This window comes from Xanthomonas sp. WHRI 8393 (genome assembly GCF_040203315.1).
Lineage (GTDB): Bacteria > Pseudomonadota > Gammaproteobacteria > Xanthomonadales > Xanthomonadaceae > Xanthomonas > Xanthomonas arboricola.
The window spans coordinates 707,483-730,761 of sequence record NZ_JBEGGL010000002.1; the positions used below are offsets into that span (position 1 = coordinate 707,483).

The following is a 23,279-nucleotide window of genomic DNA, read 5'->3' on the forward strand; positions in this document are numbered from 1 at the left end:
TCTCGCGCTTCCTACCGACACACAGACTCCCGATGCTAGATCCGGCCCTGCTTCGCCAACATCCCGCCGACCTTGCCGAGCGCCTGCGCAGCACGCGCAGTTTCTCCCTGGACACCGCGGAACTGGAGTCGCTGGAAAGCGAGCGCAAGCGCATCCAAGTGCGCACGCAGGAGCTGCAGAGTCAGCGCAACTCCAAGTCCAAGGCGATCGGGCAGGCCAAGGCCAAGGGCGAGGATGTCACTGCGCTGATGGCCGAAGTGGCCGGTTTCGGCGATGAGCTCAAGGCCTCCGAAGACGCGTTGGAGGCGATTCGCGCCAAGCTGGAGACCATCGCGCTGGGCCTGCCCAATCTGCCGGCCGACGACGTGCCGCAGGGCAAGGACGAGAGCGAGAATGTCGAGCAGTCGCGCTGGGGCACGCCGCGCCAGTTCGACTTCCCGGTCAAGGACCATGTGGAACTCGGTGCGCCGCACGGCTGGTTGGACGGCGAGACTGCCGCCAAGCTGTCGGGTGCGCGTTTCACCGTGCTGCGCGGGCCGGTCGCGCGGCTGCACCGCGCGCTGGCGCAATTCATGCTCGACCTGCATGTCGGCGAGCATGGCTACGAAGAAACCAACGTGCCGCTGCTGGTCAATGCCGAATCGATGCGCGGCACCGGGCAACTGCCCAAATTCGAGGACGACCTGTTTCAGACCGAAGTGGGCGAGTCGCGCCGCTATCTGATCCCCACCTCGGAAGTGCCGCTGACCAATATCGTGCGCGACGAAATCGTCGATGCCGAGCGTCTGCCATTGCGCATGACCGCGCATTCGATGTGCTTCCGCGCCGAAGCCGGCAGCGGTGGCCGCGACACGCGCGGCATGATCCGCCAGCACCAGTTCGAAAAAGTCGAACTGGTCACCGCCTGCGCACCGGAACACAGCGATGCCGAGCATCAGCGCATGACCCGCTGCGCCGAAGTGGTGCTGGAAAAACTCGGCCTGCCGTATCGCAAGGTGCTGCTGTGCACCGGCGACATGGGCTTCTCGGCGATCAAGACCTACGATCTGGAGGTGTGGCTGCCGTCGCAGGACACCTATCGCGAGATTTCGTCGTGCTCGAACTGCGGCGATTTCCAGGCGCGGCGCATGCAGGCGCGCTGGCGTAACCCGGCCAGCGGCAAACCGGAGCTGCTGCACACGCTCAACGGCTCCGGCACTGCCGTGGGACGCGCGATGATCGCGGTGATGGAGAACTACCAGAACGCCGACGGCTCGATCGATGTGCCCGAGGTGCTGCGTCCATACATGGGCGGGCTCGAGCGGATCGGATAAGAGCGGCGGAGGCTTCGGCTGCGCAGCATCCAGGCGGGCGCGGCCGATGCCTGGAATGGGCGTGCATCTTCTTGCTCGATGTCGGGCGGGCAGGCAGCCTCGACTGGCGACTGCCAGCTCCGGCTCGCTCGTCAGCCTTGTTGAGCGCCGTTGCTGGCGCGGCCGCTCAGCTACCCAAGTTGCGGTGGCGTAGCTGTTAAACATATTGATCAAGAACGGGGCCATCACTGGCCCCGTTTGCATTTTCATGGTGCACGGCCTGTTGCGGCGCCTGGAAGACCCCGGCGGATCTAGCGAGCGCTACCTGCCGACATCTGTGCCGGGTGCTGGGCGTTGCCTTGGTAAAAAAGATGGAGCTCCGTGCATAAGAGTTCGATGTTCTGGCCGCAAGGAACTACATTTCTGATGTATCAGGTCGTTGCTCTGTTGGAATAAAGGTGATTAAATATCACTTATCGTTCTATCCATGGATGCCTGCGCCATGCACGACCTGAATGACCTGTACTACTTCGCGATGGTGGTGGACCACGGCGGCTTCGCCGCGGCCGAGCGTGCGCTCGGGATCCCCAAGTCGCGCCTGAGCCGCCGTATCAGCCAGCTCGAAACGGATCTTGGCGTGCGCCTGCTGCAGCGCTCCACGCGCCGCTTTGCGGTCACCGACGTCGGCACCAGCGTGCATCGGCACGCGCAGACCATGCTGGCCGAAGCCCAGGCCGCGCGCGAGGTGGTGGATCGTCTCAGTGCCGAGCCGCGCGGTCTTGTACGTGTGAGCGTTCCGGTCTCGCTGGCGCAGATCCAGCTGCCCAAGCTGTTGCCGGAATTCCTGGCCAAGTACCCCAAGGTGCGGCTGCAGCTCAACATCAGCAATCGCCGCGTCGACGTCATCAACGAGGGCTACGACATCGCGCTGCGTGTGCGTTCGCGCCTGGACGACGACGGCAGCCTGGTGATGCGCAGCTTTGGCCAGGTGCAGGAGTTGCTGGTGGCCAGCCCCAAATACCTGGACCGCGCCGGGCGTCCCAAGGACCCGAGCGAGCTGGCCAACCACACCACCATGAGCACCAGCGAAGACGAAGCGCACCAGCGCTGGGAACTGCACGGCCCCAACGGCGAGATGCGCCGCGTGGACCTGCAGCCGCGTCTGGCCGGCTTCGATTTCCCGCTGCTGCAGTCGATGGCGCGCGATGGCTTCGGCATCACCATGCTGCCGGAAACCGTGTGTGCCCAGGCAGTGCGCAGCGGCGAGCTGGAAGTGGTGCTGCCGCACTGGTCGCTGCCGCAAGGCATCTGCCACGCGGTGTTCGCCTCGCGCCGCGGCCTGCTGCCGGCGGTGCGGGTGTTCATCGACTTCCTGGCCGAGCACCTGCCGCAGGAAATCGAACGTTCGCGCCTGGATTGCGGCGGTAACTGCGCCGAGCTGGCCGAAAAGCTCAAGCGTGCGGCCGCGACCGCACCGCGCCTGGCCGTGGCGGAAGCCGGCTGAGCGCCGTGCCTGTTCGTGGCTGAAGCCGGCCAAGCGCTGCGCCTGGTCGTCGAGGTCCTGGTTGTCGACGTCGGCACATCAGCGCTGCGCCGCCTGGCAAGGCCGCGTCGTCGGGAACGCTGCGTACCTGGCAAGCGGAACCCCTTTGCAAAGCCTGGCAGCTCGGCAAGACGCAGCGCTTAGCAAAGCGCGTCCGGGCATGCGAGAATGCGCGCCCGGGAGCAATCCCGGGTCGATGGCAGCGCGCAATGCGGCGTCCATCGACATGCGTCACCCGCATCGCGCGTGGCGCAAGTGTGATCACCCGACGTCTTCGGCGGTCACGCAAGGCAGCATCGGAGAGATGGCCGAGCGGTTTAAGGCACCGGTCTTGAAAACCGGCGAAGGGTCAAACCTTCCGTGGGTTCGAATCCCACTCTCTCCGCCATATGTCGCTGCAGAGCACTAAGGCGCCCGCTTTTTTCAAGACCCGCCGATTCGTCCCATCGCCTGTCCGGTACTTGGCGCCGCGGTCCGTTCGTCATCGCGGTCACTGAGTTGTCGAGCCGTGGACAGCCGGAGGGTTTCTTCATGGCACTGCGGTGTGTTGATGCCTGCTCGCGTGTGTTGGGGCTTGAAGTGTGTGTCATCCGATCGCCGGGCGGCGATCAGCGACGTTCATGCCCATCGTATTAATCAGGCGCGGGGCAGCCGCCAACCGATACGGCCAACGCGTGTGCAAATCTCTGCCGTCTGTCTCGGCGCAGCAGCTGGTTTATGGCCATCATCTGCTTGCCGTCTCCGCGATCGCTGCGGCCGTTGCTGGGTAGCGCCGGGACGGCCTTTTCACTCGGTCAAATTCGCCATGGGGGCTTCCAATGTCTGCTCGACATCATCGTCTGCGTCGCATCTTTCGCATGATTTCGGCGCTCGCGCTTTGCCTGGTGCTGCCTGCAGCACCGGCTGCTGCGGCTGACAGCATTCCGCCCGGGGATTGGCGCGGAATCCTGTCCACCCGCGGCGGCACCGGGCCGGTTTATGTCGTTCTGAGAGCGCGTGCAGCAGGAGCCGATGGCATGCAGGGTGCGGACCTGCGATTCGGGCCCCCGTTCAATTGCGCACTGGAGCTGCGTGCGCAAGCAGACGATTACGCGCTGCAGTCGCGCAATGGTGGCAAGTTCTGCGATGCGCTCTCCGGCGGGCGTGCCCAGCTCCAGGCAGGGGATGGGATGGCATCAGGCATTCAGCTCACGCTGCTGGGTCGCGAGGCGCCGCTTGTCATTGCCCTGGACCAGAAGGCCGATGCAGCGTTGACCGAAGCAGGGCGCTGGCGCTCAAACGGCCTGACGTCGGCGCAGCTGGACCTGGTGGCGACGGCGGTCCGGCCGGGTGATGTGGTCGGTCGCCTGCGCTATGGCGCTCCTCGGGACTGCCAAGTGGAATTGCGCTATGCCGGGCATGAGGCAGGTGCTTTGACTGCCTGGATCGGTGCCAACGATAGAGGCTACTGCCGGGGGCTCAGCGACAGCCAAGCCAGGATGCAGATGCGTCCGGATGGCAGCGCCGTGCTTTCGCTGCTCTTGCATGGTCAACGCGATATGGTGTCGTTTGAGCGAGTGCCCTGACCTCGGTGCAGGTGCAGGTGCAGGCTGCCAGTGCGACAACACCGCCGTCTTTCAAACAGTGATTACTGTGTGTCGGCGTGCTGATGGAAGTTAATCCTTGCGGCAGCGAACGAGGAAAAACATCAGGGGCGTGGCCTGGCTATAAATTGTTCATGAAATGAGCAAGATCAGCCGCCTGCGAGGACTGCCGCGGGTTTCTCCAACGAAGCGGCAGCTTCGACCAGAAAAGCGAATGGAATGCCGGGCGTAGGCTGCATCGCCCGTCTATTAGCCATTGCCATTGCAAGGGCGGGCCAGAGTAGGCGTGCGGCCCTCGACAAGTGGCTGCCTACGGCTTCGACGGAGCGTAAACAGCGGGTGTAGCACATTGGCCTGACCAGCCATAAAGCCAGGAACCTCATGAACGCGCCCGTCGAATATCGCCCCGATCTGGAAACGCCCAGCGTCAGCGAGCAGGAAACCATTCGTTCCCTGGAAGCGCTGTTCGTCGACATGGCAACGACGGTGGCGGAAAAGGAAGGGCATGCGCACCGCGCAGTCCATGCGAAAGGGCAGGGCCTGTTCACCGCCAGGCTCAGCGTATTCAACGATCTGCCCGAAGAGCTGCGACAAGGCCTGTTCGCAGGGCCTGGGCAATACGATGCTTACATCCGCCTGTCATCGCCACCTGCAGAACAACTGAGCGATGCTGTGTCGACTCCGCGTGCCCTGGCGTTGAAGGTGTTGGGTGTCAGCGGCGAGCGCGTCGAGGGCGGAGACGAGAAGCACAGCCAGGATTTCTTGATGGTCAATGGCCCTTCCTTCACCACCCCCGGTCCCGACGGGTTCCTGCGTAATTTCCGCGTGCTGGCGACGACCACTGAAAAGGCGCCGGGCGCCAAGGCGGCACTTTCGAAAGTGCTTCGAGGTGTCGAGCACACGCTTGAAAAGATCGGCGGGGGAAGCGGCAGCATCAAGCAGATGGGCGGACAGCCGCAGGTTCATCCGCTGGGCGAGACGTTTTTCTCGCAGGTGCCGTATCTCTACGGGCGTTACATCGCCAAGTTCTCGCTGGCGCCGATATCCAGCAATCTCGTTGAACTCGATGGGCAGGAAGTTGGCGACTCCCCGGATGCGCAGCGCGAGGCCGTTCATCACGCCATCAGCACCCTGGATAGCCCGGCCGAGTGGGAGCTGCGCGTGCAGCTGTGCCGGGACGTGGAGAAGATGCCGGTCGAGGATGCGTCGATAGAATGGCCGCAATCCATCAGCCCCTTTGTGGCAGTCGCGCGCGTGGTGGTCGAGCGCCAGGCCGGTTGGGACGGAGAGAACTCGCAGCAGCTGGAAGACCGCATCGCCTTCTCGCCGTGGCATGCCTTGGCCGCGCACCGGCCGCTGGGCGCCATCAACCGGGCGCGCCGTATCGTGATGGCAGCCTCGCGCCGATTCCGCTCCGAGTTCAATCGCTGCCCGATCCACGAGCCGACTGGCGTCTAGCTGCTCCTGCTGCGTGCACGTGTCGTGCAGCACGCCTGTATCCGGGGGGCCGGAGTGCCCCTGGATCGCAGCTGCCAGGCGAGGATTTTGATCAGTCGTTGAGCGACTGCGTCGACTCGCGTGGCATGCCAGGGTGACCGCCGCTGCGTTTGGCGAGGACTAGCAGACAGCGGACTCGATCCACCGGGACTGCTGCTGTCTAGCTGAATGCTCGACTCACCCAGGGTGATGGATCGGGAAAGGACCATCAAGAACGACCGATCGCTGCCGCTAGGGACGCATCCCCAACGCAAGCAGCAGAGGCCGCTATGTTTTTCTCCGACAGCCACAAGGTGGACGCACTGACCAAGGCGGTTGATGCCACGTTGAAAGGTGGCAGTGCGCAGTGGCCCAATAACGGATCGGCTCTGCTGCTCAAGAAAATGGCCGAGCGTTTGTATGCGGCCCAGCAGGAGCGTGATCTGGCCAAGGCCCAGGCGGAAGACGCGACGACCGCGTTACGCCATCTGGAGGGCCGTTTCGAGCTGGTCGCCAGTGGTACGACCGACGGGCTCTGGGATATTGGTGTCATTGCCGGGGATCCCAGCCACCCCGACAGCCCGGTGTGGTGGTCGCCGCAGATGCGCCGGCTACTGGGCTTTGCCTCTGAACAGGATTTTCCCAATGTCCTGGACAGTTGGGTCGCATGCCTGCACCCGGATGACAAGCAGCCGACGCTGGATGCCTTTGCGGCGCACCTTGCCGATCGCAGCGGTCGAACTCCTTACGACGTCGAAAACCGCCTGCGTCTGAAGTCCGGCGAATATCGCTGGTTCCGCGCATTTGGCACTACCGAGCGCGATGCGCAGGGCTTGCCGCTCCGTGTGGCGGGTTCGCTCACCGACATCACCGAGCGTCGCGAGCGCGAGCAGTTCCTCGACATCACGCTGACGCGCTTCGAGCTCGGCTCGCAGATGCTCAGCGACGGCTTGTGGGACATGAGCGTGATCGCGGGTGACCCGATCAATCCGAACAACGAGTTCTGGTGGTCGCAGCAGTTCCGCCATCTGCTCGGCTTCGAGTCCGAGCAGGACTTCCCCAACGTGCTCGATAGCTGGGCGTCACGGCTGCACCCGGAAGACAAGGAGCGTTCTTTGAACGCGTTCGCGGCGCATTTGAACGACCGCAGTGGCCGCACCAACTTCGATATCGAGTATCGCCTGCAGCTCAAGAACGGCCAGTACCGCTGGTTCCGCGCACGCGGCCTGACCAAGCGCGCTGCCGATGGCACGCCGTTGCGCGCGGTTGGAGCATTGATGGACGTGGAAGCCGGGCGTCAGCTGGGCGAGGTGGCAAATACGCTCAGCAGTGCGGCAGGCGACATCGTGCGCAGCAACGATGACCTGTCGCGGCGCACGGAGCAGCAGGCGGCGGCGCTCGAGGAGACTGCAAGCTCCATGGAGGAGATGACCAGCATCGTTCGCAAGAACGCCGAAGGTGCGCGTCAGGCCAATTCGCTGGCGAGCAAGGCCGCAGAGACCGCGTTGCATGGCGGTGAGCTGGTCAATGGTGTCGTCAGCACCATGGCGGCAATCCAGGCGTCGTCGCGGAAGATCGGCGAAATCATCACCGTCATCGATGGCATCGCGTTCCAGACCAATATCCTTGCCTTGAACGCGGCCGTGGAAGCGGCGCGGGCTGGCGAGCAGGGACGTGGCTTTGCGGTCGTCGCGTCCGAGGTACGCAGCCTCGCGCAGCGCTGCACCATGGCGGCCAAGGAGATCCGCGACCTGATCGCCGACTCGGGTGCGAAGGTGGGGCAGGGCGCGGAGCAGGTCAACGTGGCGGGCAAGGCCATGGAAGAACTGCTTTCCTCGGTGCGGCAGGTCAACGACATCATGAGCGGCATTGCCGCGGCCAGTCATGAGCAGAGCGCTGGCATCGAGCAGATCAACCAAACCATCTCGCAGATGGATGCAGCGACCCAGCAAAATTCCGCTCTTGTTGACACCATGGCATCATCGGCCCGCGCACTTGAGGATCAGGCGACTGCGTTGGTGGAGAGTGTTGCCAACAGCTCACGCAGCGCCTCCGGCAAGACGAAGCTCGCATTGGCTGCATAACGCGTGTAGCCAGTGCCGCCCTGTGACCCGGTAATGCCGGGAAGCAGGGCGGTGCACTGGAAACCAGAATGCGTTCAATGGCTTTTCTACGCCTGGCCTGAAAAGGCGCCCGGTCTAGGCCGATCGCCTGAAATGTTTCATCGAGCAGATGCGGTGTCGATGCGTGCGCCGGTCGCGAATGATGCTCTCTGGATTTTTCCGTCGACCACCTCGTAGATGCATAGCATCTCAACAAGGCCGATCCCGTCAGGAAAGTTGCGGGTGATGCGCTCCGCGTCGGCGACGATGTTGCCGACGACGGTCCGCGACAACAGCTGCGCATGCAGGTCCGGCTCCTGAAAGCGGGCCAGAAACCGCTCGCGAAGCATGGCATGCCCCTGGACCAGCTGTGGTCCGTGCAAGGTGTAATGCTCGGCATCGTCAGCATAGGTGGCCAGCAACGCGTCGATATCCTTGGCGTTGTAGGCATCCAGCTGCGCTTGAACGATCGAGAGCACGCTATCGGTGGTCATGTCTGGACAATCTGCTCATGCAGCGGAGGACAAGGCGCTATCGTCCAGCATCCGTGGATGACGTGACAAGGATTTGTTGGCAGTGAGGCACACCGAAGCAAGCGGGGTCCTGGTAGGTACTTGCTAGTACCAACCCAGATACAGCGTCGCAATGCCCCAGGTATCGATCAAGCCATGCGCCAGGATCATCGCCCAGAGGTTGCGTCGTGATCGCAGATAGACATAGCCGAACAACGCGCCGACAAGCCCGGTCAGCAGCACCCCCGAGATGCCTTGGGTCAGGTGCATCGCGCCAAACAGGGCTCCCCCTGCCACTGCCGCCATCACGCGTCCGCCACGATAGTGGCACAGCAGGTGATCGAGGTGGTGCATCAGGAACGCACGGAAGACCAGTTCCTCGCCAAGCGCCGCGCTGAGCCAGGCGCCGCCTGCCAGGTGGGCGGCCGCGTTGACGTTGCCAAGCAGTGCGCCGTAGCCGCTGTAGTCGGCCTTGGTCCCGGTCAGCGCATCGATCAGCGGTTGCACGAACGGATTGATGACGCCGATGACCAGCGCGAGCAGCAGCAGCGTCCAGCCGAGCAAGGCGCGAGACGACTGAGGCTTTAATCCGCAGGCACTCAGCGAGCGCGTTTCCAGCCAGACCAAGGCAATCCCTAAAATGCCGACAAGCGGCATCCGCCAGGGAAACTGCACCCAGCGGTAGTGCGCCAGTGCGAGGAGGACAGCGATCCCTGCGATGCGTGCCAGAGGATGTCCCAGTACAGGAATGCCCGGGCGGGGATATGCGCTTGAGGAGCCTTGTTGAAACATGCTGGACGAAGGATCGAGTAGGTGCTCGAACGGTAGCCACGGGAGCGGCAAGCGTCCTGTGCCAGAGGGCATGGGTTAGTGACTACGAAGAGGGATGGAGGCATGTGCTGTTTCAGGCGCTCGAACGTGATCCACACATTGAAGTGGGGCCGGCCGATGTCGCCGTGTGCGGTGAAGACGCTGCTGGCAGCGCCTGGATTTCAACCTTCATTGCTGGCAGGTTTGCATTGAGTTCAAGCAAGGTCTGCATCAGCGCAGTTTTTCAGTTGGCAGCTGCTCCACGCTCTCATTTCATTTTCTGGTGGCGTGGTGGCTGGGGATTCGTTTCAGCTTGGACTGCACATCGCTCCGAAATGACGATGTTCTTGGTGCCTTCGCCATCCGGCTTGAGTTGCCTGATCACCGCTTGAGCCTTGATTGCTGGGCTCAACGTCAGCTGGTATCGATCATCGACCAACCAGCGTGGTTTCGTCCTGGCATGCATCTCTTCAAGCCATGGTTCTACGTTGCAGAAACTAGGTTAGCTAGTGGTAACCGCTGACGTCTGTCATGCAGTGCTCTGCTTGAACTCGGCATCACCTTGCTTGTTCAGCTGTGTTTGCGCCGACTGGCAAAACGCACCACCAAGGACATGTGGATCCGGATACGCTATGCGCTTCCCACAGCGTTGTTGAAAGGTATGGAGCAGTTGAACGAGCAATGGATGACAGCGGTTGTGGATGCCTTGAGCGACCTGCAGGCAGCAAGGGTGGCTCAGGGCGCGGTGCTTGAGGCCCTGGTTGCTTCGCATCCATCCCCGGTGCTGCTGATGCGTTGTTGGGATCGCCTTTCCTCCTCCTTGGTTGCGACCGTTTCGCAACACAAGGCCTCCTCGACAATGGCAAAGCCGATCGAGGCGTATACGCTTGAGCAGTTGGCAGCGTGGACGGATCGAATGGAGCGCTGTTTTCCCCAGGCCAGAGGGCAATCCTAGCCCGGGCTACTGCAAGGCAGCGCTTGCCATTCCGCTCGACGCACAGCACCTGGCCATCCAGTACGTAGCGTAGTCATACGCCGTGCCTGGATCAGCAAAGGCAACAATGAGCAGTCGCCAGCAGTGCAGTGTGCTGGCGCCGGACGCTAGCCGGCCGTCAAGCTCCTGTTCTGAGCCTTGGCGGCTATCAGCGTTGCGAGACAGGGCGGGCGGTCTGCATTGACGCGCTGGACTTTACTGACGCATGCCAATCGCCAAACGATTGAATGCGGCCATCAGCGCGATGGCAAAGCTCAGGTCAGCGATCTCGGCGTCACTGAAATGGGCTTTTAGAAGAGCAAAGTCATCGTCAGGGGCTCGGCTGTTTGCGATATCTGTCAATGACTCGGTCCACCCCAGGGCCAGGCGCTCACGGTCGCTGAAATGCGGACTCACCCGCCACCCGGCCAGGCTGTCCAACTCGATGCGCTGCTGGCGCAGGCCGCCCAAGCACACGGACTGCCACTCCAGGCATTGAGCAGGTGGCGAATGCGCCCCTCACCGTCCGGCGGTTTGCTGATGGGATTCTCAGGCTTTGCAACGCGAGAACAAGCGTACGCCTCGGTTCAACGGCTACGAGCAGCGCTGGATGACGTGTGGGCGCCTGCAGGGCCTCGCGTTCGTGCTGCATCGCCCCGGGCCTGAAGCACTTTGATCAACGGCCACCCTGAAAGCGGAAGGTGAAGCGCATGTCCGACGCGGCGGCCGTTGCCGAGTCTGCTGGCGGGGCAGTGGCGGCGACCAACGTCAACTGGCCATCGGCCACAGCCACCGGGATGCCAAGCGTGAGATCGATCTGTTTGGACCAGCCGCCGCCAAGCACGGTTGCCCTGACGATCAACCGGCCCGCCACGACGCATTGCACCTCGGCCGGGCAACGGCTGTCTTCGATGACGCGGTCGGGACGTACCTTGGGGCCATCGACCGCCGCGATTTCTCCCAGCCGCACCGGGCCTTCGATGGGCTGGCTGGCAATGGGTCCTGCCGCCGCGCACGCGGCAAGCCAGGCGACCAGAAGCGTTGCAAGCATCAGCGTGCGGAAGGGGCGGAGGCGTTCCATTGCGGCAATCATGCCCGTGTGTTGTGGAGATGCAAGCTGATGTTTCGGTGCGCTGTGCGGATGTAGCGACCACATCAATGCGATGCAGCGTCACTTCGCCGTGACGCGCTCGCGCAAGTGCGCAGCATTGCGCGAGCGCAGGCAGCAACAAGGCCAGTCACTAAGGATCGCGCTACCCGGCCAGTCAGATCACCGAGGCATTGACCTTGAACACCTCGACCGCCTGCGTCAGCTGGGTCGAATGCGCTTCCAGCGAGCGCGCCGCCGTGCTTGCGGCTTCTACCAAGCTGACGTTCTGCTGCGTGGTTTCATCCATCTGGGCGATGGTCAGGTTGACCTGTTCGATGCCGCCGGCCTGTTCCTGCGAGGCGGCGGAGATGTGGCCCATGATGTCAGTGACATGCTGGACGCTGGTGACGACCTCGCCCATGGTGGTGCCGGCCTTGTGCACCAGCGTTGCACCGTCGGCGACGCGCTGCACGGAGTCGTCGATCAGGCGTTTGATCTCCTTGGCGGCGTCCGATGAGCGGTGCGAGAGGGTGCGCACTTCCGATGCGACCACGGCAAAACCGCGGCCTTGTTCGCCGGCGCGTGCGGCCTCGACGGCGGCATTGAGCGCGAGGATGTTGGTCTGGAAGGCGATGCCGTCGATGACCGAGATGATGTCGGCAATACGCCTGGACGAGGCCTCGATGCCGGACATCTGCTCGATGACCTGGCCAACCACGTCGCGTCCCTCCGAGGCAATGGCGGCGGCGCCCAGCGCGAGCTGATTGGCACGGCCGGCGTGCTCGGCATTCTGCTTGACGGTGGAGGTCAGCTCTTCCATCGAGGCGGCGGTTTCTTCCAGGCTGGCGGCCTGTTGTTCGCTGCGGCGGGACAGTTCCTGGTTGCCACTGGCGATGTCTTCGGCGGCAAAACCGATGCTGTTGGAGGTGGTCTGGATATGCGTGACGATGTCGGTCAGGCGATGCACGGTGCTGTTGGCATCGTCGCGCATGGAGGCGAACACGCCGTGGAAGTTGCCGGTCATGCGCACGGTCAGGTCACCATCGGCGATGCACCGCAGCAGGTCGGAAAACCTGGCCAGGTTGGTGTCGGAAGTGGCCATCATGGTGTTGAGGTTTTCGACCATCAGGCGGAAGTCGTGTTCGAACTTTTCCGGCTGGCCGCGCAGCGCGAAGTTGCCGGCGCAGGCAGCCTGGGTGAGCTGCTGGATCTGCGCGTTGATGGCGCGCAGGTTCTGTTTGACCTGCTGCATGGTGGCGGTGATGGCGGCCTTTTCGCCGGGGTATTGCTCGATTTCGGGAGCCAGGTCGCCGATGGCGTAGCTGCCCATGACCTCGGTCATGCGCAGCTGGGTCTGCACGTGCGCATGCACCAGGGCGTTGGTGTCCTGCACCATGTGCCCGTATTCGCCGGGGAACTGCTGGGCGTCGGTGCGGTAGCTGATCTCGCCGGCATCGTGGCGGGCCGCCATGTTGCGTTGGGCGGAGATCACATCCTGCAGGCGGCGCTGCATCTGTTGCATGGCGCGCAGCAACTGGCCGGATTCGTCCTTGCTGGTGGGCAGGTCCTGGCTGCGCAGGTCGCCGTCGTTGATGCGTTCGGCCAGCCGCAGCGATTGGCGCAAGGGCAGCACCACGCTGCGGGTCAGCAACCACGCAATGGCGGCGCCCAGCAGCAAGGCGATGACGGTGGAGACCACCATCAGCATTGCAAAGCCGCGCGCGGTGGTCACCGCGTCCTTGGCGGCCGCGCGGTTCTTGGCTTCCTGCAGGTCGATGAAGGCGTTGATGCTGGCCAGCCAGGCGACGAAGGCGGGGCGCGCCTGCTGCAGCAGGCGTTGTTCGGCATGCGGCTTGTCGGCGCCATCGCGGAACGCGCGCACCTGCGCGATCAACGGCATGGTGCGCTGCTCGATGGCCTTGATCCGCTGGAGGATGGCCTTTTCTTCCGCGTCCGTGGAGGCCGCGATCATGTCGTCCAGTGGCTTGGCGGAGCGGGCGTAGTCCGCGGCGAGCTTGTCGATCGATTGCTCTGCCGTGTGCCGCTCAGCCGGGTCGTCCAGCAGCACGACATCGCGCAGGGCGATCGCGCGGTCGTGCACGCTGCCGCGGAAATTGATCGCATAGCGTTGCTTGACGCTGTTCACTTCGTTGATGGCGGTGAGCTGCTGGTCGATGCTGCGTACGCGCTGGATGCCGACGACGGTGAGGATCACCATCAGGACAATGATCGCGAGGAAGCCGAGGGCCAAGCGCTGACCGATGCGCAGATTCGAAAGCAGGGACATAGGGAGTTTGATCGGTGATCCGGCGAGCGGAAGAGCGGGGGAGAATCCCAGCAACAGCTGGGAGGCGATGCGCCCGGGACACCGATGGGGTCGGCAGCGTTGCCGCTGCACGAAGGATGTCTCGACCTGTTCGTTAGCGGCCTGCGTCAGCGGAAATGAAACCGCCGGCGGTGGAAGGATTCATCCACGGTTGGCTTCGCAATGCCGTCAGCCATGGCGATCAGAACGCAAGCCAGTGGTCGCGGCCCCAGCGCAGCGCTTTGGTACCGTTCAGCGCCGGGGCAGAAGCGGATTCAGGCACGGCAAGTGACCGAGGCGTGGAGACGGCTGCGGCGCCGGTGCTGCGGCCGATGGCAGGCGTCGATCAGCATGCATCGTGCCGCCACCGCAGCACGGCCGCCATTCAGGCGGCCTCAGTCATAGCGCGACAGATCCGGCGCCTTCATCGACGGCGTCATCAGCTTGGCGGCAATGTTCTGGATGCTGGGTTGGCTGGCGAATTTCAGTGCGCCGTGCAGCAGCTGGATGCCGAGCCGGCTGTGCGGATTCATCAGGCGCGGGCCGATCTTCGGCACGCCCTGGCCTTGTTCCACCATCGGCCGCATGGCGTCGGCGTAGGCGGCGAAGGCCTGTTCCAGCGTTGCGGCGCGTGCGATCTCGTTGGCCAGCACATAGCCGCCGGTGACCGCAAGAGTGGCGCCGATGCCGGCCAGCGGGGTTGCGCACCAGGCGGCGTCGCCGGTCAGCACGACGCGGCCGGCGTGCCAGCGCGGCATGCGCACCTGCCGCAAGGCATCGAAGTAGAAATCGTCGGTGGTGTCCATGCCGTCCAGCACCCGCGCAGCCTGCCAGCCGGCGTCGGCGAAGCGTTCGCGCAGATAGGCCTTCTGGGTCGCCAGGTCCCAGTCCTGCTCGCCCTCGGGGGCTTTCTGCAGCGACAGCATCGCGCGCGTGGTGCCGTGCTGGTCCGGGCGCAACGAGATGCTGCGCCCGCCGGTGGTGTGATACCAGCGCCACAGGCGGTCGTCGTCGGCGGTGCGTGCGATGGTGAAGTAGGCAATGGTCAGATCCATCCAGCGCGGGTCGTTCTCGCCGGGAAACACCAGCTCGCGTGTGGCCGAGCCGACGCCTTCGGCGACGATGACGGCATCGAAGTGGTCGCTGCGTCCGCTCTGGAAGCGGACGGTGGCAGCCTCGCCGTCGTCGTCGATGCTGGCGATGCGGTCGCCGAACCGGTACTCGGCTGTCTGGCGTGCGGCGTCGTAGAGCAGGCGGGCGAGGTCGCCGCGCAGGATTTCCAGCTCTGCGGTCGGGCCATCGCCATCGATGTCGTCGGTCTTGAAGGTCGCCACCGCATGGCCGTGGTCGTCGACCCAGGCAGTACCTTCCTCGCCGGTGCCATGATCGAGTGCGGCCTGCTCCAGGCCCATGCGCTGCATGACCTCGCGGCCGACCCCGCGCACGTCGATGTTCTGGCCGCCATCGCGAAACTGCGCGGCCTGCTCGACGACGCTGACGTCGAATCCCTGCCGGGCGAGCGCCCAGGCCACGGTGTTGCCGGCGACGCTTGCGCCGGTGATGAGGATGCGACGCGCCATGACAGATCACCCGAAAGAAGAAATATCAGGAGTGATATTACATGTCCTGGTCGCGCTGCTCCAGGTTGGCGATCAGGCGCTGCATGAATGCAACAGTCTGCTGCGCCTCCTCGGGGGAGAAGTCCTTCAGCGCATCGGCATTGAGATCGATCAGTATCTTGCCGCCGATCTCGGCGATCTTGCGCCCGCGCGACGTGAGCGAGACCACTGCGGCGCGGCGGTCCTGCGGCGCCGGGGCGCGCTCGATCAGCTGCAGGCCCTCCAGCTTGTCCAGCAGGGCCACCATTGCCGGCTGCTTCACCGCCGAGTCGATCACCAGGTCGCGTTGCAGCATCGGCCCTTTCCAGGACAGCAGCATGATCGGCCCGAGCAGTGCCAGCGACATCCCATGCGGGCGCAGTTGCGCATCCACCAGACGGTTGAAGACCCGTGCAGCATGGTTGGCCAGATACCCCGGGGCCACCGCAGCCAGCGGGTGAATGAGTGCATCGCGATCCTGCATTTGCGTCATCGTGCCACGCCGTTGGGCCATTTCGCGATTTTATCCGGGCACGCGCACCGCCGGGCATCGCCGGCGCGCCGCGGCGCGGCATCCATGCCGGCTGCCGCGCCAACACGCCATGGTGGGGCCGGCGCGCAGTCGGCAGGCATCGTCACCTGAGTGTTGTAACGTAGGCGGGCGCTGCACGCCTTGCAGGGCGCCACCGGCAACGCCGGATGGCGCTGGCAGGTCCGGCCGGCAACTCGGCCCGTTCCGTTCCTGCCAGCCGGCGCTGCGCGGCGTTTGATCCTGGTTCTTCTTCAATGGTTCGTCAAAGATGCTTGTTTGGGTGATTGGTAAGCCGTCCGCGCACCGCGTTGCGTATTGTCCGCATGACGACTGCCGCTGGGCGGCAGCGCGCCTGGGCACCACGTGAGCGCGCCGTTTCCGTATGGCGACAGCGCCATGGCGCAGGCCGTGCGCGCCTACGACTGGGCCGCAACACCGCTGGGGCCGACCACGCAGTGGCCGTCGCCGCTGCGCAATGCGGTCAGCCTGATGCTCAGCTCGCCGGAAAGCATGTATGTGGTGTGGGGCGATGCGCTGACCTTCTTCTACAACGATGCCTATACGCCGATCCTTGGGCCGCGGCAGCCGCATGCGCTGGGTGCGCCGCTGCGGGAATTGTGGGCCGATGCCTGGGAGGCGGTACGTGCGCCGATCGAGGCCGCGTTCGCGGGGCGCGCCTCGCGCTTCGAGGAAGTGCCGATCGGCATGAACCGCTACGGCACGCCGGAAGACACCTGGTGGACATTCTCGTTCTCGCCGATCTATCTGGACGATGGGCGTGTGGGCGGCGCGTTCTGCGTCACCAACGAAGTCACCGACCGCAAGGTGGCGCAAAACCGGCTTGCCGATGAGCACGAGCGGCTGATCCGGTTGTTTGAGCAGGCGCCGATGTTCATGGCGTTTCTGAGCGGTCCGCAGCATCGGGTGGAGTTCGCCAACCCGTGCTATTCGCGATTGATCGGGCACCGCGACGTGATCGGCAAGCCGCTGGCCGAGGCCCTGCCGGATCTGGTCGAGCAGGGGCATCTGCATCGCCTGGATGAGGTGTATCAGTCCGGGCGTGCCTATGCGGCCAGTGCGCTGGCCTACAACGTGCAGGCCGAGCCGGGCGGCCCGATGGAGCGACGCCTGCTGGATCTGGTCTACCAGCCGATCGCCGGTGCCGACGGCACCGTCTCCGGCATCTTCGTGCAGGGCCTGGACATCACCGACCGCATCGGCCTGGAACGCGCGGTGCGCGAGGCGGAAGTGCGCAACCGGCAGATCCTGGACAGCGTGATGGACTACGCAATCATCGCCACCGACCTGCACGGCCTGGTCACGTCCTGGAACGAGGGCGCGCAGCGCATTCTGGGCTGGAGCGAGGCCGAGATGCTGGGCCAGACCCTGGAGCGCACCTTCACCCCGGAAGATGTGGAGCGCCGGCAGATCCTGATCGAGGCGGCGGCGGCGCTGGAAAGCGGCAGCGGCATGGACGAGCGCTGGCATGTGCGCAAGTCCGGCCAGCGTTTCTGGGCGAACGGGTCGCTGATGGTGCTGCGCGACGAAACCGGTGCGGCGATCGGCTTTGTCAAGGTGTTGCGCGACCGCACCGCCGAGCGGCTGGCCAGCGAAGCCCTGCGCGAGAGCGAGCGCCGGCTGGATGCGCTGGTGCGCGCGTCCTCGCAGTCGATCTTCTCGGCCAGCGCCGACTGGCGCGAGCTTCGCCAACTGGTTGGCGAGGGGGCGCTGAGCGATGCGCTCTCGGCAAGCCTGAACTGGCAGCAGGAGATGGTGCACCCGGACGATCGCGCGCGGCTGGCCGAGGCCATTGCGCATTCGATCGTCAACAAGACCGGGCTGGATGTGGAATACCGCGTGCTGGATGCCGATCAGCGGGTGGGCTGGACCCTGATGCGCGCGATCCCCTTGCTGGACGAGGGCGAGCAGATCGTGGAGTGGTTCGGCACTGCGGCCGACATCACCGACAAGCGGCTGGCCGAACAGCAGCTGCGCCAACTGACCGAAACGTTGGAAGAGCGCGTGCGCGAACGCAGCGCGGCGCTGCTGCTGGCCGAGGAAAAGCTGCGCCAGAGCCAGAAGATGGAGGCGGTCGGCCAGCTGACCGGCGGGCTGGCGCACGACTTCAACAATCTGCTGACGGCGATCAGCGTCGGTCTGGAGCTGTTGCAGACGCGCATCGAACAGGGCAAGTACGACCGCCTCGAGCGCTATGTGGAAATGGCGCAGTCCAGCGCCGCGCGCGCCACCGCACTGACCCAGCGGCTGCTGGCGTTTTCGCGCCGGCAGACCCTGGCGCCGACCGCGCTGGAGGTGCAGGCACTGGTGCAGGGCATGCACGACATCATCGCGCGCACGCTGGGGCCTTCGATCGCCTTGCAGCTGCGCCCTGCAGCCGACCCGTGGAAGGTGCTGGTGGATGCGCCGCAGCTGGAAAACGCGCTATTGAACCTGTGCATCAACGCGCGCGACGCGATGCCCGATGGCGGCGAGCTCACCATCGCCGTCGCCAACCGGGTGCTGGACGCCGGCGCCGCCCAGCAGCTGGACCTGCCGATCGGCGAGTACGTGTGCCTGAGCGTGCAGGACACCGGCACCGGCATGAGCGCCGACGTGATGTCCAAGGTGTTCGAGCCGTTCTTCACCACCAAGCCGATCGGGCAGGGCACCGGTCTGGGCTTGTCGATGATCTACGGATTCACCCGCCAGTCCGGCGGCCACGTGCGCATCGATTCGGAGGTGGGCGTCGGCACGACCATGGCGCTGTACCTGCCGCGCTTCGATGGCGTGCTGGCGCAGGACGAGGCAGTGCCGGCGACCGAGCAACCGCTGCGCTCGACCGCGCCAAGCTGCACGGTACTGCTGGTGGAAGACGAAACCGCGATCCGCGTGCTGATGTCCGAAGTGCTGAGCGAAGCGGGCTACCGCGTCATCGAGACCGCCGAAGGCAGCGCCGCAGTGGAGCGCCTGCGCTCGCAGGAGACGATCGATCTGCTGGTGACCGACGTCGGCCTGACCGGCGGATTGAACGGACGTCAGGTCGCCGACGCGGGGCGGCAGTCGCGGCCGACGCTGCCGGTGCTGTTCGTCACCGGCTACGCGGCAACCGCGGCGGTGGGCGCCGGGCAACTGGAGGACGGCATGGAGGTGCTGACCAAGCCGTTTCTGGCCGTGGACCTGGAACGTCGCGTGGCGCAGTTGCTGGAACGCAAATCGCACTGAGGCCTGCGTGCAGGCTTGGCGATGATTCGGTCGGGGTTGCTTACAGCGCGGTCTGCACGATGCCCAGCAGGTCGCGCAACGAAAACGGCTTGGTCAACAGACGCATGCCGGTATCGAGAAAATCCGCACGCTTGGCGATGGACCCGGCATAGCCGGTCATGAACACGATGGGCAGGGCGGGATACAGACGGCGCGCATTGTCGGCGAGGTCGCGCCCGTTCATACCGGGCAGGCAGATATCGGACAGCAGCAGATCGAACGGACGCGCCTGGTTGAGCTGCTCCAGCGCCTGCTCGGCGTCTGGCGACGCGATGACCTGGTAGCCCTCGTCACCCAGGATATCTGCGGTCATCGCACGAATGGCATCGTCGTCTTCGACCAGCAAGATACGGGCGTTACATGATGCGTGGTTCACCGCAGTCCTCGAGCGATCGCAACCATGCGATGCACTTCAGGTGCAACGCTAGGCCCACGCGCGTGACGAACGTGTCGGAACTGTCATAAAGCGCGGCGCACGTCACAGCACGCTACCGATATCGCGGGGGCTCAGCTCGCGCCAAGCAAGCTGATCGATTCAGTGGTGCGCAGCGGGCAGTGATTCGCCCGTGATAAATTTAAGCCTATGGGAAATCTGAAGCCGATGATCGCAAACCGCATTACGACTGGTACGACGGGGCTTGACACCATCCTGCGCGGCGGCCTGCCGCCCAATCGCCTGTACCTGCTGGAGGGCCAGCCGGGCTCGGGCAAGACCACCGCATCGCTGCAGTTCCTGCTCGATGGCGCTGCCAAGGGCGAGAGCTGCCTGTACGTGACCTTGTCGGAAACCATCGACGAGCTCAACGAAGTGGCCGCCTCGCACAACTGGTCGCTGGAGGCGCTGCATATCTTCGAGCTGGCATCGGCCGAGGCGTTTCTGGGCGATGGACGCCAGCAGTCCATCCTGCATCCGTGGGAAATGGAGCTGGACGGCACCATCAAGCTGATCCAGGCCGAGGTGGACCGGGTCAAGCCGACGCGTGTGGTGTTCGACTCGCTGTCCGAGTTGCGCCTGCTGGCGCAGGATTCGTTGCGCTACCGGCGTCAGGTGCTGGCGCTCAAGCAGTTCTTTGCGCCGCGCAACATCACCGTGTTCCTGGTCGACGACCTCACCGGCGAAAACGGCGAACGCGATGCGCATCTGCACAGCCTGTGCCATGGGGTGATTTCGCTGGAACGCATGACGCTGGATTTCGGCGCGGCGCGGCGGCGCATGCAGGTGCAGAAGTTGCGCGGCGTGGATTTCATCGCCGGCTACCACGACATCACCATCACCACCGGCGGCATGCGGATCTTTCCGCGGCTGATCGCCTCCGATCACCATGTGCCGTTCATCGGCGATGCGGTGTCCAGTGGCGTGGCGCGTGTCGATGCGCTGCTGCACGGCGGGCCGCTGCGCGGTACCAGCACCCTGCTGACCGGGCCTGCCGGTTCGGGCAAGACCAATATCGCGCTGCAATACGTGACCGCTGCCTGCGAGCGCGGCGAGCATTGCTGCATCCTGGAATTCGACGAGCGCACCGGCACCTTGCTGACGCGTGCCGAGAGCCTGGGCATGGATCTGCGCAAGTATCTGGACGCGGGCCTGCTGGAACTGCATCAGATGGATCCGGCCGAGCTGACCCCGGGCGAGTTCGCCTGGGCGGTGCGCGCCAGCGTGGAACAGCGCAACTGCCGCGTGCTGGTGATCGACAGCCTCAACGGCTATCTCACCTCGATGCCGCAGGAAAAGCAGCTGATGCTGCAGATGCACGAGCTGCTGTCCTACCTCAACCAGAGCGGCGTGACCACGTTCCTGGTCAATCCGCAGCACGGCCTGGTCGGCACCATGTCCACCGGCAACCTCAATATCTCCTACATGGCCGACACCGTCATCCTGTTCCGCTTCTTCGAGGCTCAGGGGCGCATCCGCAAGGCCGTGTCGGTGATCAAGAACCGCAGTGGCGCGCATGAGGATTCGATCCGCGAGTTGCGCATCGGGACGGGCGGTATCCATCTGAGCGAGCCGCTGGAGAAATTCCACGGCGTGCTGACCGGTACTCCGCATTTTGTTGGGGACGACACGCCGTTGCTGGATCGTCCACTTGACTACCTGTGACCCGGATGGGTCCATCGTCCACATCATCGCGCCGTTCGGCCGCGATGCGGAGAGCATTGCCGGCATCGTCGGTCAGCGCGGACTGACGCGCCGGGTGTATGGGTCGCTGGCTGCGCTGGCGGACGACCTGCTCGATGCCTCCGGCGTGGTGGTGTTGACCGAGGAAGCGGTGGGCGGGGATCTGCGTCAGTTCTCGCATGCCCTGCAGAGCCAGGCCGCCTGGTCGGATATTCCGTTCGTGCTGCTGCGTGCGCCGCGCGGCAGCCACAACGGGCGCCAGGCCACGCTGCCGGCGGAAGTGACCAACGTCATCGAGCTGGAACGGCCGCTGAGCTCGTCGTCGTTGTTGAGCGCGATCTCCACTGCGTTGCGCTCGCGCCAGAAGCAGTTCGTGATTCGCGACCAGATGGCGCAGTTGGCCGAAAGCAAGACGGCCCTGATGTCGAGCGAGGCCGAGCTGCGTCGCGTCACCGACGCACTGCCGGTGCTGATTGCCTTCATCGACAAGGATCTGGTGTACCGCTTCGCCAACCGCTCGTATGAAGACTGGATCGGCATCCCGCCTGCCGAGGTGATCGGGCGGTCCATGGTGGATGTGGTGGGACCGGCGATGGTGCAGCAGCGCCGCGCCTGGATCGAGGCCGCACTGGCCGGGCAGGCGTTGACGGTGGAGGCCAGTTGGCCGCACGCCGACGGACGCCGGCGCGATGCGGAGATCCGCTACATGCCGCGCCTGGATGCGGACGGCCAAGTGGACGGCTTTCATGTGTTTGCCACTGACATCACCGCGCGCGCGCTGGCGCTGGAATCGATCCAGCAGCAGGCCAGCCTGCTCGAGGTCAAGGTGGCCGAACGCACCGCCGAGCTGCAGCAGCAGATGCTGGCACGCGAGTCCAGCGAAGCGGCATTGCGCCAGGCGCAGAAGATGGAGGCGGTGGGCCAGCTCACCGGCGGCATCGCACACGACTTCAACAACATGCTGACCGGCATCCTGTCGGCGCTGGATCTGGCGCGCCTGCGCATCGACCAGGGCCGCACCGAAGGGCTGGGCCGCTTTCTGGATGTGGCGTCGGCCTCGGCCCTGCGCGCGGCCGCACTGACGCAACGGCTGCTGGCGTTCTCGCGACGGCAATCGCTGGAAGCGCGGCATCTGCATCTGAACGACCTGGTGGTATCGCTGCAGGAATTGCTGGCGCGCACGCTGGGCGAATCGGTGCATCTGGAAACCGATCTGCAGGCCGACCTGCCGCAGGCGTATGTCGACGAAAACCAGCTGGAAAGCGCGCTGCTCAATCTGGCGATCAATGCCCGCGACGCCATGCCCGACGGCGGGCAGTTGCGCATCGCCACCCGGCAGTTGCAGGTCCAAGCGCAGCCGCTGGAACTCGGGCGCGGGGTGACGCTGGCGCCGGGCAATTACGTGGTGGTGTCGGTGACCGACAGCGGCGCGGGTATGCCGGCCGACGTGCTGGAGCGTGTGTTCGAACCGTTCTACACCACCAAGCCGATCGGGCAGGGCACCGGCCTGGGCATGTCGATGATCTACGGCTTCATGCAGCAGTCCAACGGGCAGGTGTGGGTGGAGTCCGAGCTGGGCAAGGGCACCACGGTGAGCCTGTATCTGCCCGCCGGTCTCCATCCGCAGGCGCTGTCGCCGCAACCGCAAGCCGGTGCCGTGGTGTCCGGACGCGGCCAGCAGGTGCTGGTGGTGGAAGATGACGAACAGGTGCGGCTGCTGGTCACCGAACTGCTCAACGAGTTGGGCTATGAAGCCGATGTGGTGGCCGACGCCGATGCGGCGCTGCCGATCCTGGCTTCGCAACGGCGCATCGATCTGCTGGTGACCGATGTGGGCCTGCCCGGGCTCAACGGGCGCCAGTTGGCGGAGATCGCGCGGCAGTCGCGGCGGGATCTGCCGGTGATCTTCATGACCGGCTATGCGGAAACCGCGCGCGATCGCGGCGAGTTTCTTGCCGACGGCATGAGCATGATCGCCAAGCCGTTTACGCTGGGCGAGTTCAGCGGAAAGCTGCACGAGGTGTTGGGGCCGTCGGCCTGATGGCGTTGGGCGGTCAATCGCGCCTGACACCACGACGGCGCTGCC

The 23,279-nt window shown here is 64.7% G+C and carries 18 protein-coding genes and 1 tRNA gene; 11 read left to right on the forward strand and 8 right to left on the reverse strand.

What is annotated here, in order from left to right; genetic code table 11:
• Nucleotides 1-32 precede the first annotated feature (32 nt).
• The 6 genes from serS (at nt 33) to ABQ137_RS09160 (ending at nt 7,978) form a co-directional block, all read left to right on the forward strand.
• The gene (gene serS, locus ABQ137_RS09135) at nt 33-1,313 is read left to right on the forward strand and encodes a serine--tRNA ligase (RefSeq protein ID WP_349782108.1); all 1,281 of its coding nucleotides are present in this window, start codon (nt 33-35) and stop codon (nt 1,311-1,313) included.
• Between the two features lie 466 nt (nt 1,314-1,779).
• Nucleotides 1,780-2,796 carry a LysR family transcriptional regulator gene (locus ABQ137_RS09140; RefSeq protein WP_016903391.1) on the forward strand — a complete coding sequence of 339 codons (1,017 nt, stop codon included), beginning with the start codon at nt 1,780-1,782 and terminating at the stop codon, nt 2,794-2,796.
• 337 nt (nt 2,797-3,133) lie between these two features.
• Nucleotides 3,134-3,223: transfer RNA gene (locus ABQ137_RS09145), tRNA-Ser, on the forward strand.
• Between the two features lie 430 nt (nt 3,224-3,653).
• Nucleotides 3,654-4,400 (forward strand): hypothetical protein, encoded by a 747-nt coding sequence (locus tag ABQ137_RS09150; protein WP_349782110.1) that lies wholly within the window; start codon nt 3,654-3,656, stop codon nt 4,398-4,400.
• 399 nt (nt 4,401-4,799) lie between these two features.
• Nucleotides 4,800-5,876: a catalase family protein gene (locus ABQ137_RS09155; protein WP_184380119.1), complete on the forward strand. Its 1,077-nt coding sequence runs from the start codon at nt 4,800-4,802 to the stop codon at nt 5,874-5,876.
• 308 nt (nt 5,877-6,184) lie between these two features.
• On the forward strand, nt 6,185-7,978 hold the full coding sequence (locus ABQ137_RS09160; RefSeq protein ID WP_154831792.1) for a methyl-accepting chemotaxis protein: 1,794 nt from the start codon (nt 6,185-6,187) through the stop codon (nt 7,976-7,978).
• A gap of 137 nt (nt 7,979-8,115) precedes the next feature.
• Here the strand turns inward: ABQ137_RS09160 and ABQ137_RS09165 are convergent, their stop codons facing one another.
• Together ABQ137_RS09165 and ABQ137_RS09170 are read right to left on the reverse strand one after the other, a co-directional pair.
• A complete protein-coding gene (locus ABQ137_RS09165) occupies nt 8,116-8,490 on the reverse strand; it encodes a nuclear transport factor 2 family protein (RefSeq protein WP_184517080.1) in 375 nt (124 codons plus the stop codon).
• Between the two features lie 123 nt (nt 8,491-8,613).
• On the reverse strand, nt 8,614-9,165 hold the full coding sequence (locus ABQ137_RS09170) for a CPBP family intramembrane glutamic endopeptidase (protein WP_349782355.1): 552 nt from the start codon (nt 9,163-9,165) through the stop codon (nt 8,614-8,616).
• Nucleotides 9,166-9,404: 239 nt separating this feature from the next.
• On the opposite strand from ABQ137_RS09170, the gene ABQ137_RS09175 reads away from it, so the two are divergent.
• Both ABQ137_RS09175 and ABQ137_RS09180 read left to right on the forward strand, forming a co-directional pair.
• On the forward strand, nt 9,405-9,710 hold the full coding sequence (locus ABQ137_RS09175) for a hypothetical protein (RefSeq protein WP_349782112.1): 306 nt from the start codon (nt 9,405-9,407) through the stop codon (nt 9,708-9,710).
• A 170-nt stretch (nt 9,711-9,880) separates the two neighbouring features.
• Nucleotides 9,881-10,273, forward strand: a complete 393-nt coding sequence (locus ABQ137_RS09180) for a hypothetical protein (protein ID WP_374057720.1) — start codon at nt 9,881-9,883, stop codon at nt 10,271-10,273.
• A 234-nt stretch (nt 10,274-10,507) separates the two neighbouring features.
• Here ABQ137_RS09180 and ABQ137_RS09185 read toward each other — a convergent pair whose 3' ends face one another.
• The 5 genes from ABQ137_RS09185 to ABQ137_RS09205 form a co-directional block, all read right to left on the reverse strand.
• The gene (locus ABQ137_RS09185; RefSeq protein ID WP_202975120.1) at nt 10,508-10,762 is read right to left on the reverse strand and encodes a carboxymuconolactone decarboxylase family protein; all 255 of its coding nucleotides are present in this window, start codon (nt 10,760-10,762) and stop codon (nt 10,508-10,510) included.
• Nucleotides 10,763-10,967: 205 nt separating this feature from the next.
• Nucleotides 10,968-11,372, reverse strand: a complete 405-nt coding sequence (locus ABQ137_RS09190; RefSeq protein WP_349782115.1) for a hypothetical protein — start codon at nt 11,370-11,372, stop codon at nt 10,968-10,970.
• A 184-nt stretch (nt 11,373-11,556) separates the two neighbouring features.
• The gene (locus tag ABQ137_RS09195; protein WP_104575145.1) at nt 11,557-13,668 is read right to left on the reverse strand and encodes a methyl-accepting chemotaxis protein; all 2,112 of its coding nucleotides are present in this window, start codon (nt 13,666-13,668) and stop codon (nt 11,557-11,559) included.
• Between the two features lie 413 nt (nt 13,669-14,081).
• On the reverse strand, nt 14,082-15,266 hold the full coding sequence (locus tag ABQ137_RS09200) for an FAD-dependent monooxygenase (RefSeq protein WP_349782117.1): 1,185 nt from the start codon (nt 15,264-15,266) through the stop codon (nt 14,082-14,084).
• 37 nt (nt 15,267-15,303) lie between these two features.
• A complete protein-coding gene (locus ABQ137_RS09205; RefSeq protein ID WP_046345906.1) occupies nt 15,304-15,768 on the reverse strand; it encodes a MarR family winged helix-turn-helix transcriptional regulator in 465 nt (154 codons plus the stop codon).
• A gap of 444 nt (nt 15,769-16,212) precedes the next feature.
• Here ABQ137_RS09205 and ABQ137_RS09210 point away from each other — a divergent pair, with 444 nt between their 5' ends.
• Nucleotides 16,213-19,038, forward strand: coding sequence for a hybrid sensor histidine kinase/response regulator (locus ABQ137_RS09210; protein ID WP_503021210.1), 2,826 nt, complete (start codon nt 16,213-16,215; stop codon nt 19,036-19,038).
• A gap of 40 nt (nt 19,039-19,078) precedes the next feature.
• Here ABQ137_RS09210 and ABQ137_RS09215 read toward each other — a convergent pair whose 3' ends face one another.
• Nucleotides 19,079-19,423 (reverse strand): response regulator, encoded by a 345-nt coding sequence (locus ABQ137_RS09215; RefSeq protein WP_016903378.1) that lies wholly within the window; start codon nt 19,421-19,423, stop codon nt 19,079-19,081.
• Nucleotides 19,424-19,660: 237 nt separating this feature from the next.
• Here ABQ137_RS09215 and ABQ137_RS09220 point away from each other — a divergent pair, with 237 nt between their 5' ends.
• Both ABQ137_RS09220 and ABQ137_RS09225 read left to right on the forward strand, forming a co-directional pair.
• A complete protein-coding gene (locus ABQ137_RS09220; protein ID WP_024940164.1) occupies nt 19,661-21,175 on the forward strand; it encodes an ATPase domain-containing protein in 1,515 nt (504 codons plus the stop codon).
• Nucleotides 21,162-23,234: a PAS domain-containing hybrid sensor histidine kinase/response regulator family protein gene (locus ABQ137_RS09225; RefSeq protein ID WP_065032359.1), complete on the forward strand. Its 2,073-nt coding sequence runs from the start codon at nt 21,162-21,164 to the stop codon at nt 23,232-23,234. The genes ABQ137_RS09220 and ABQ137_RS09225 overlap by 14 nt, the downstream gene beginning before the upstream one ends.
• Nucleotides 23,235-23,279 lie beyond the last annotated feature (45 nt).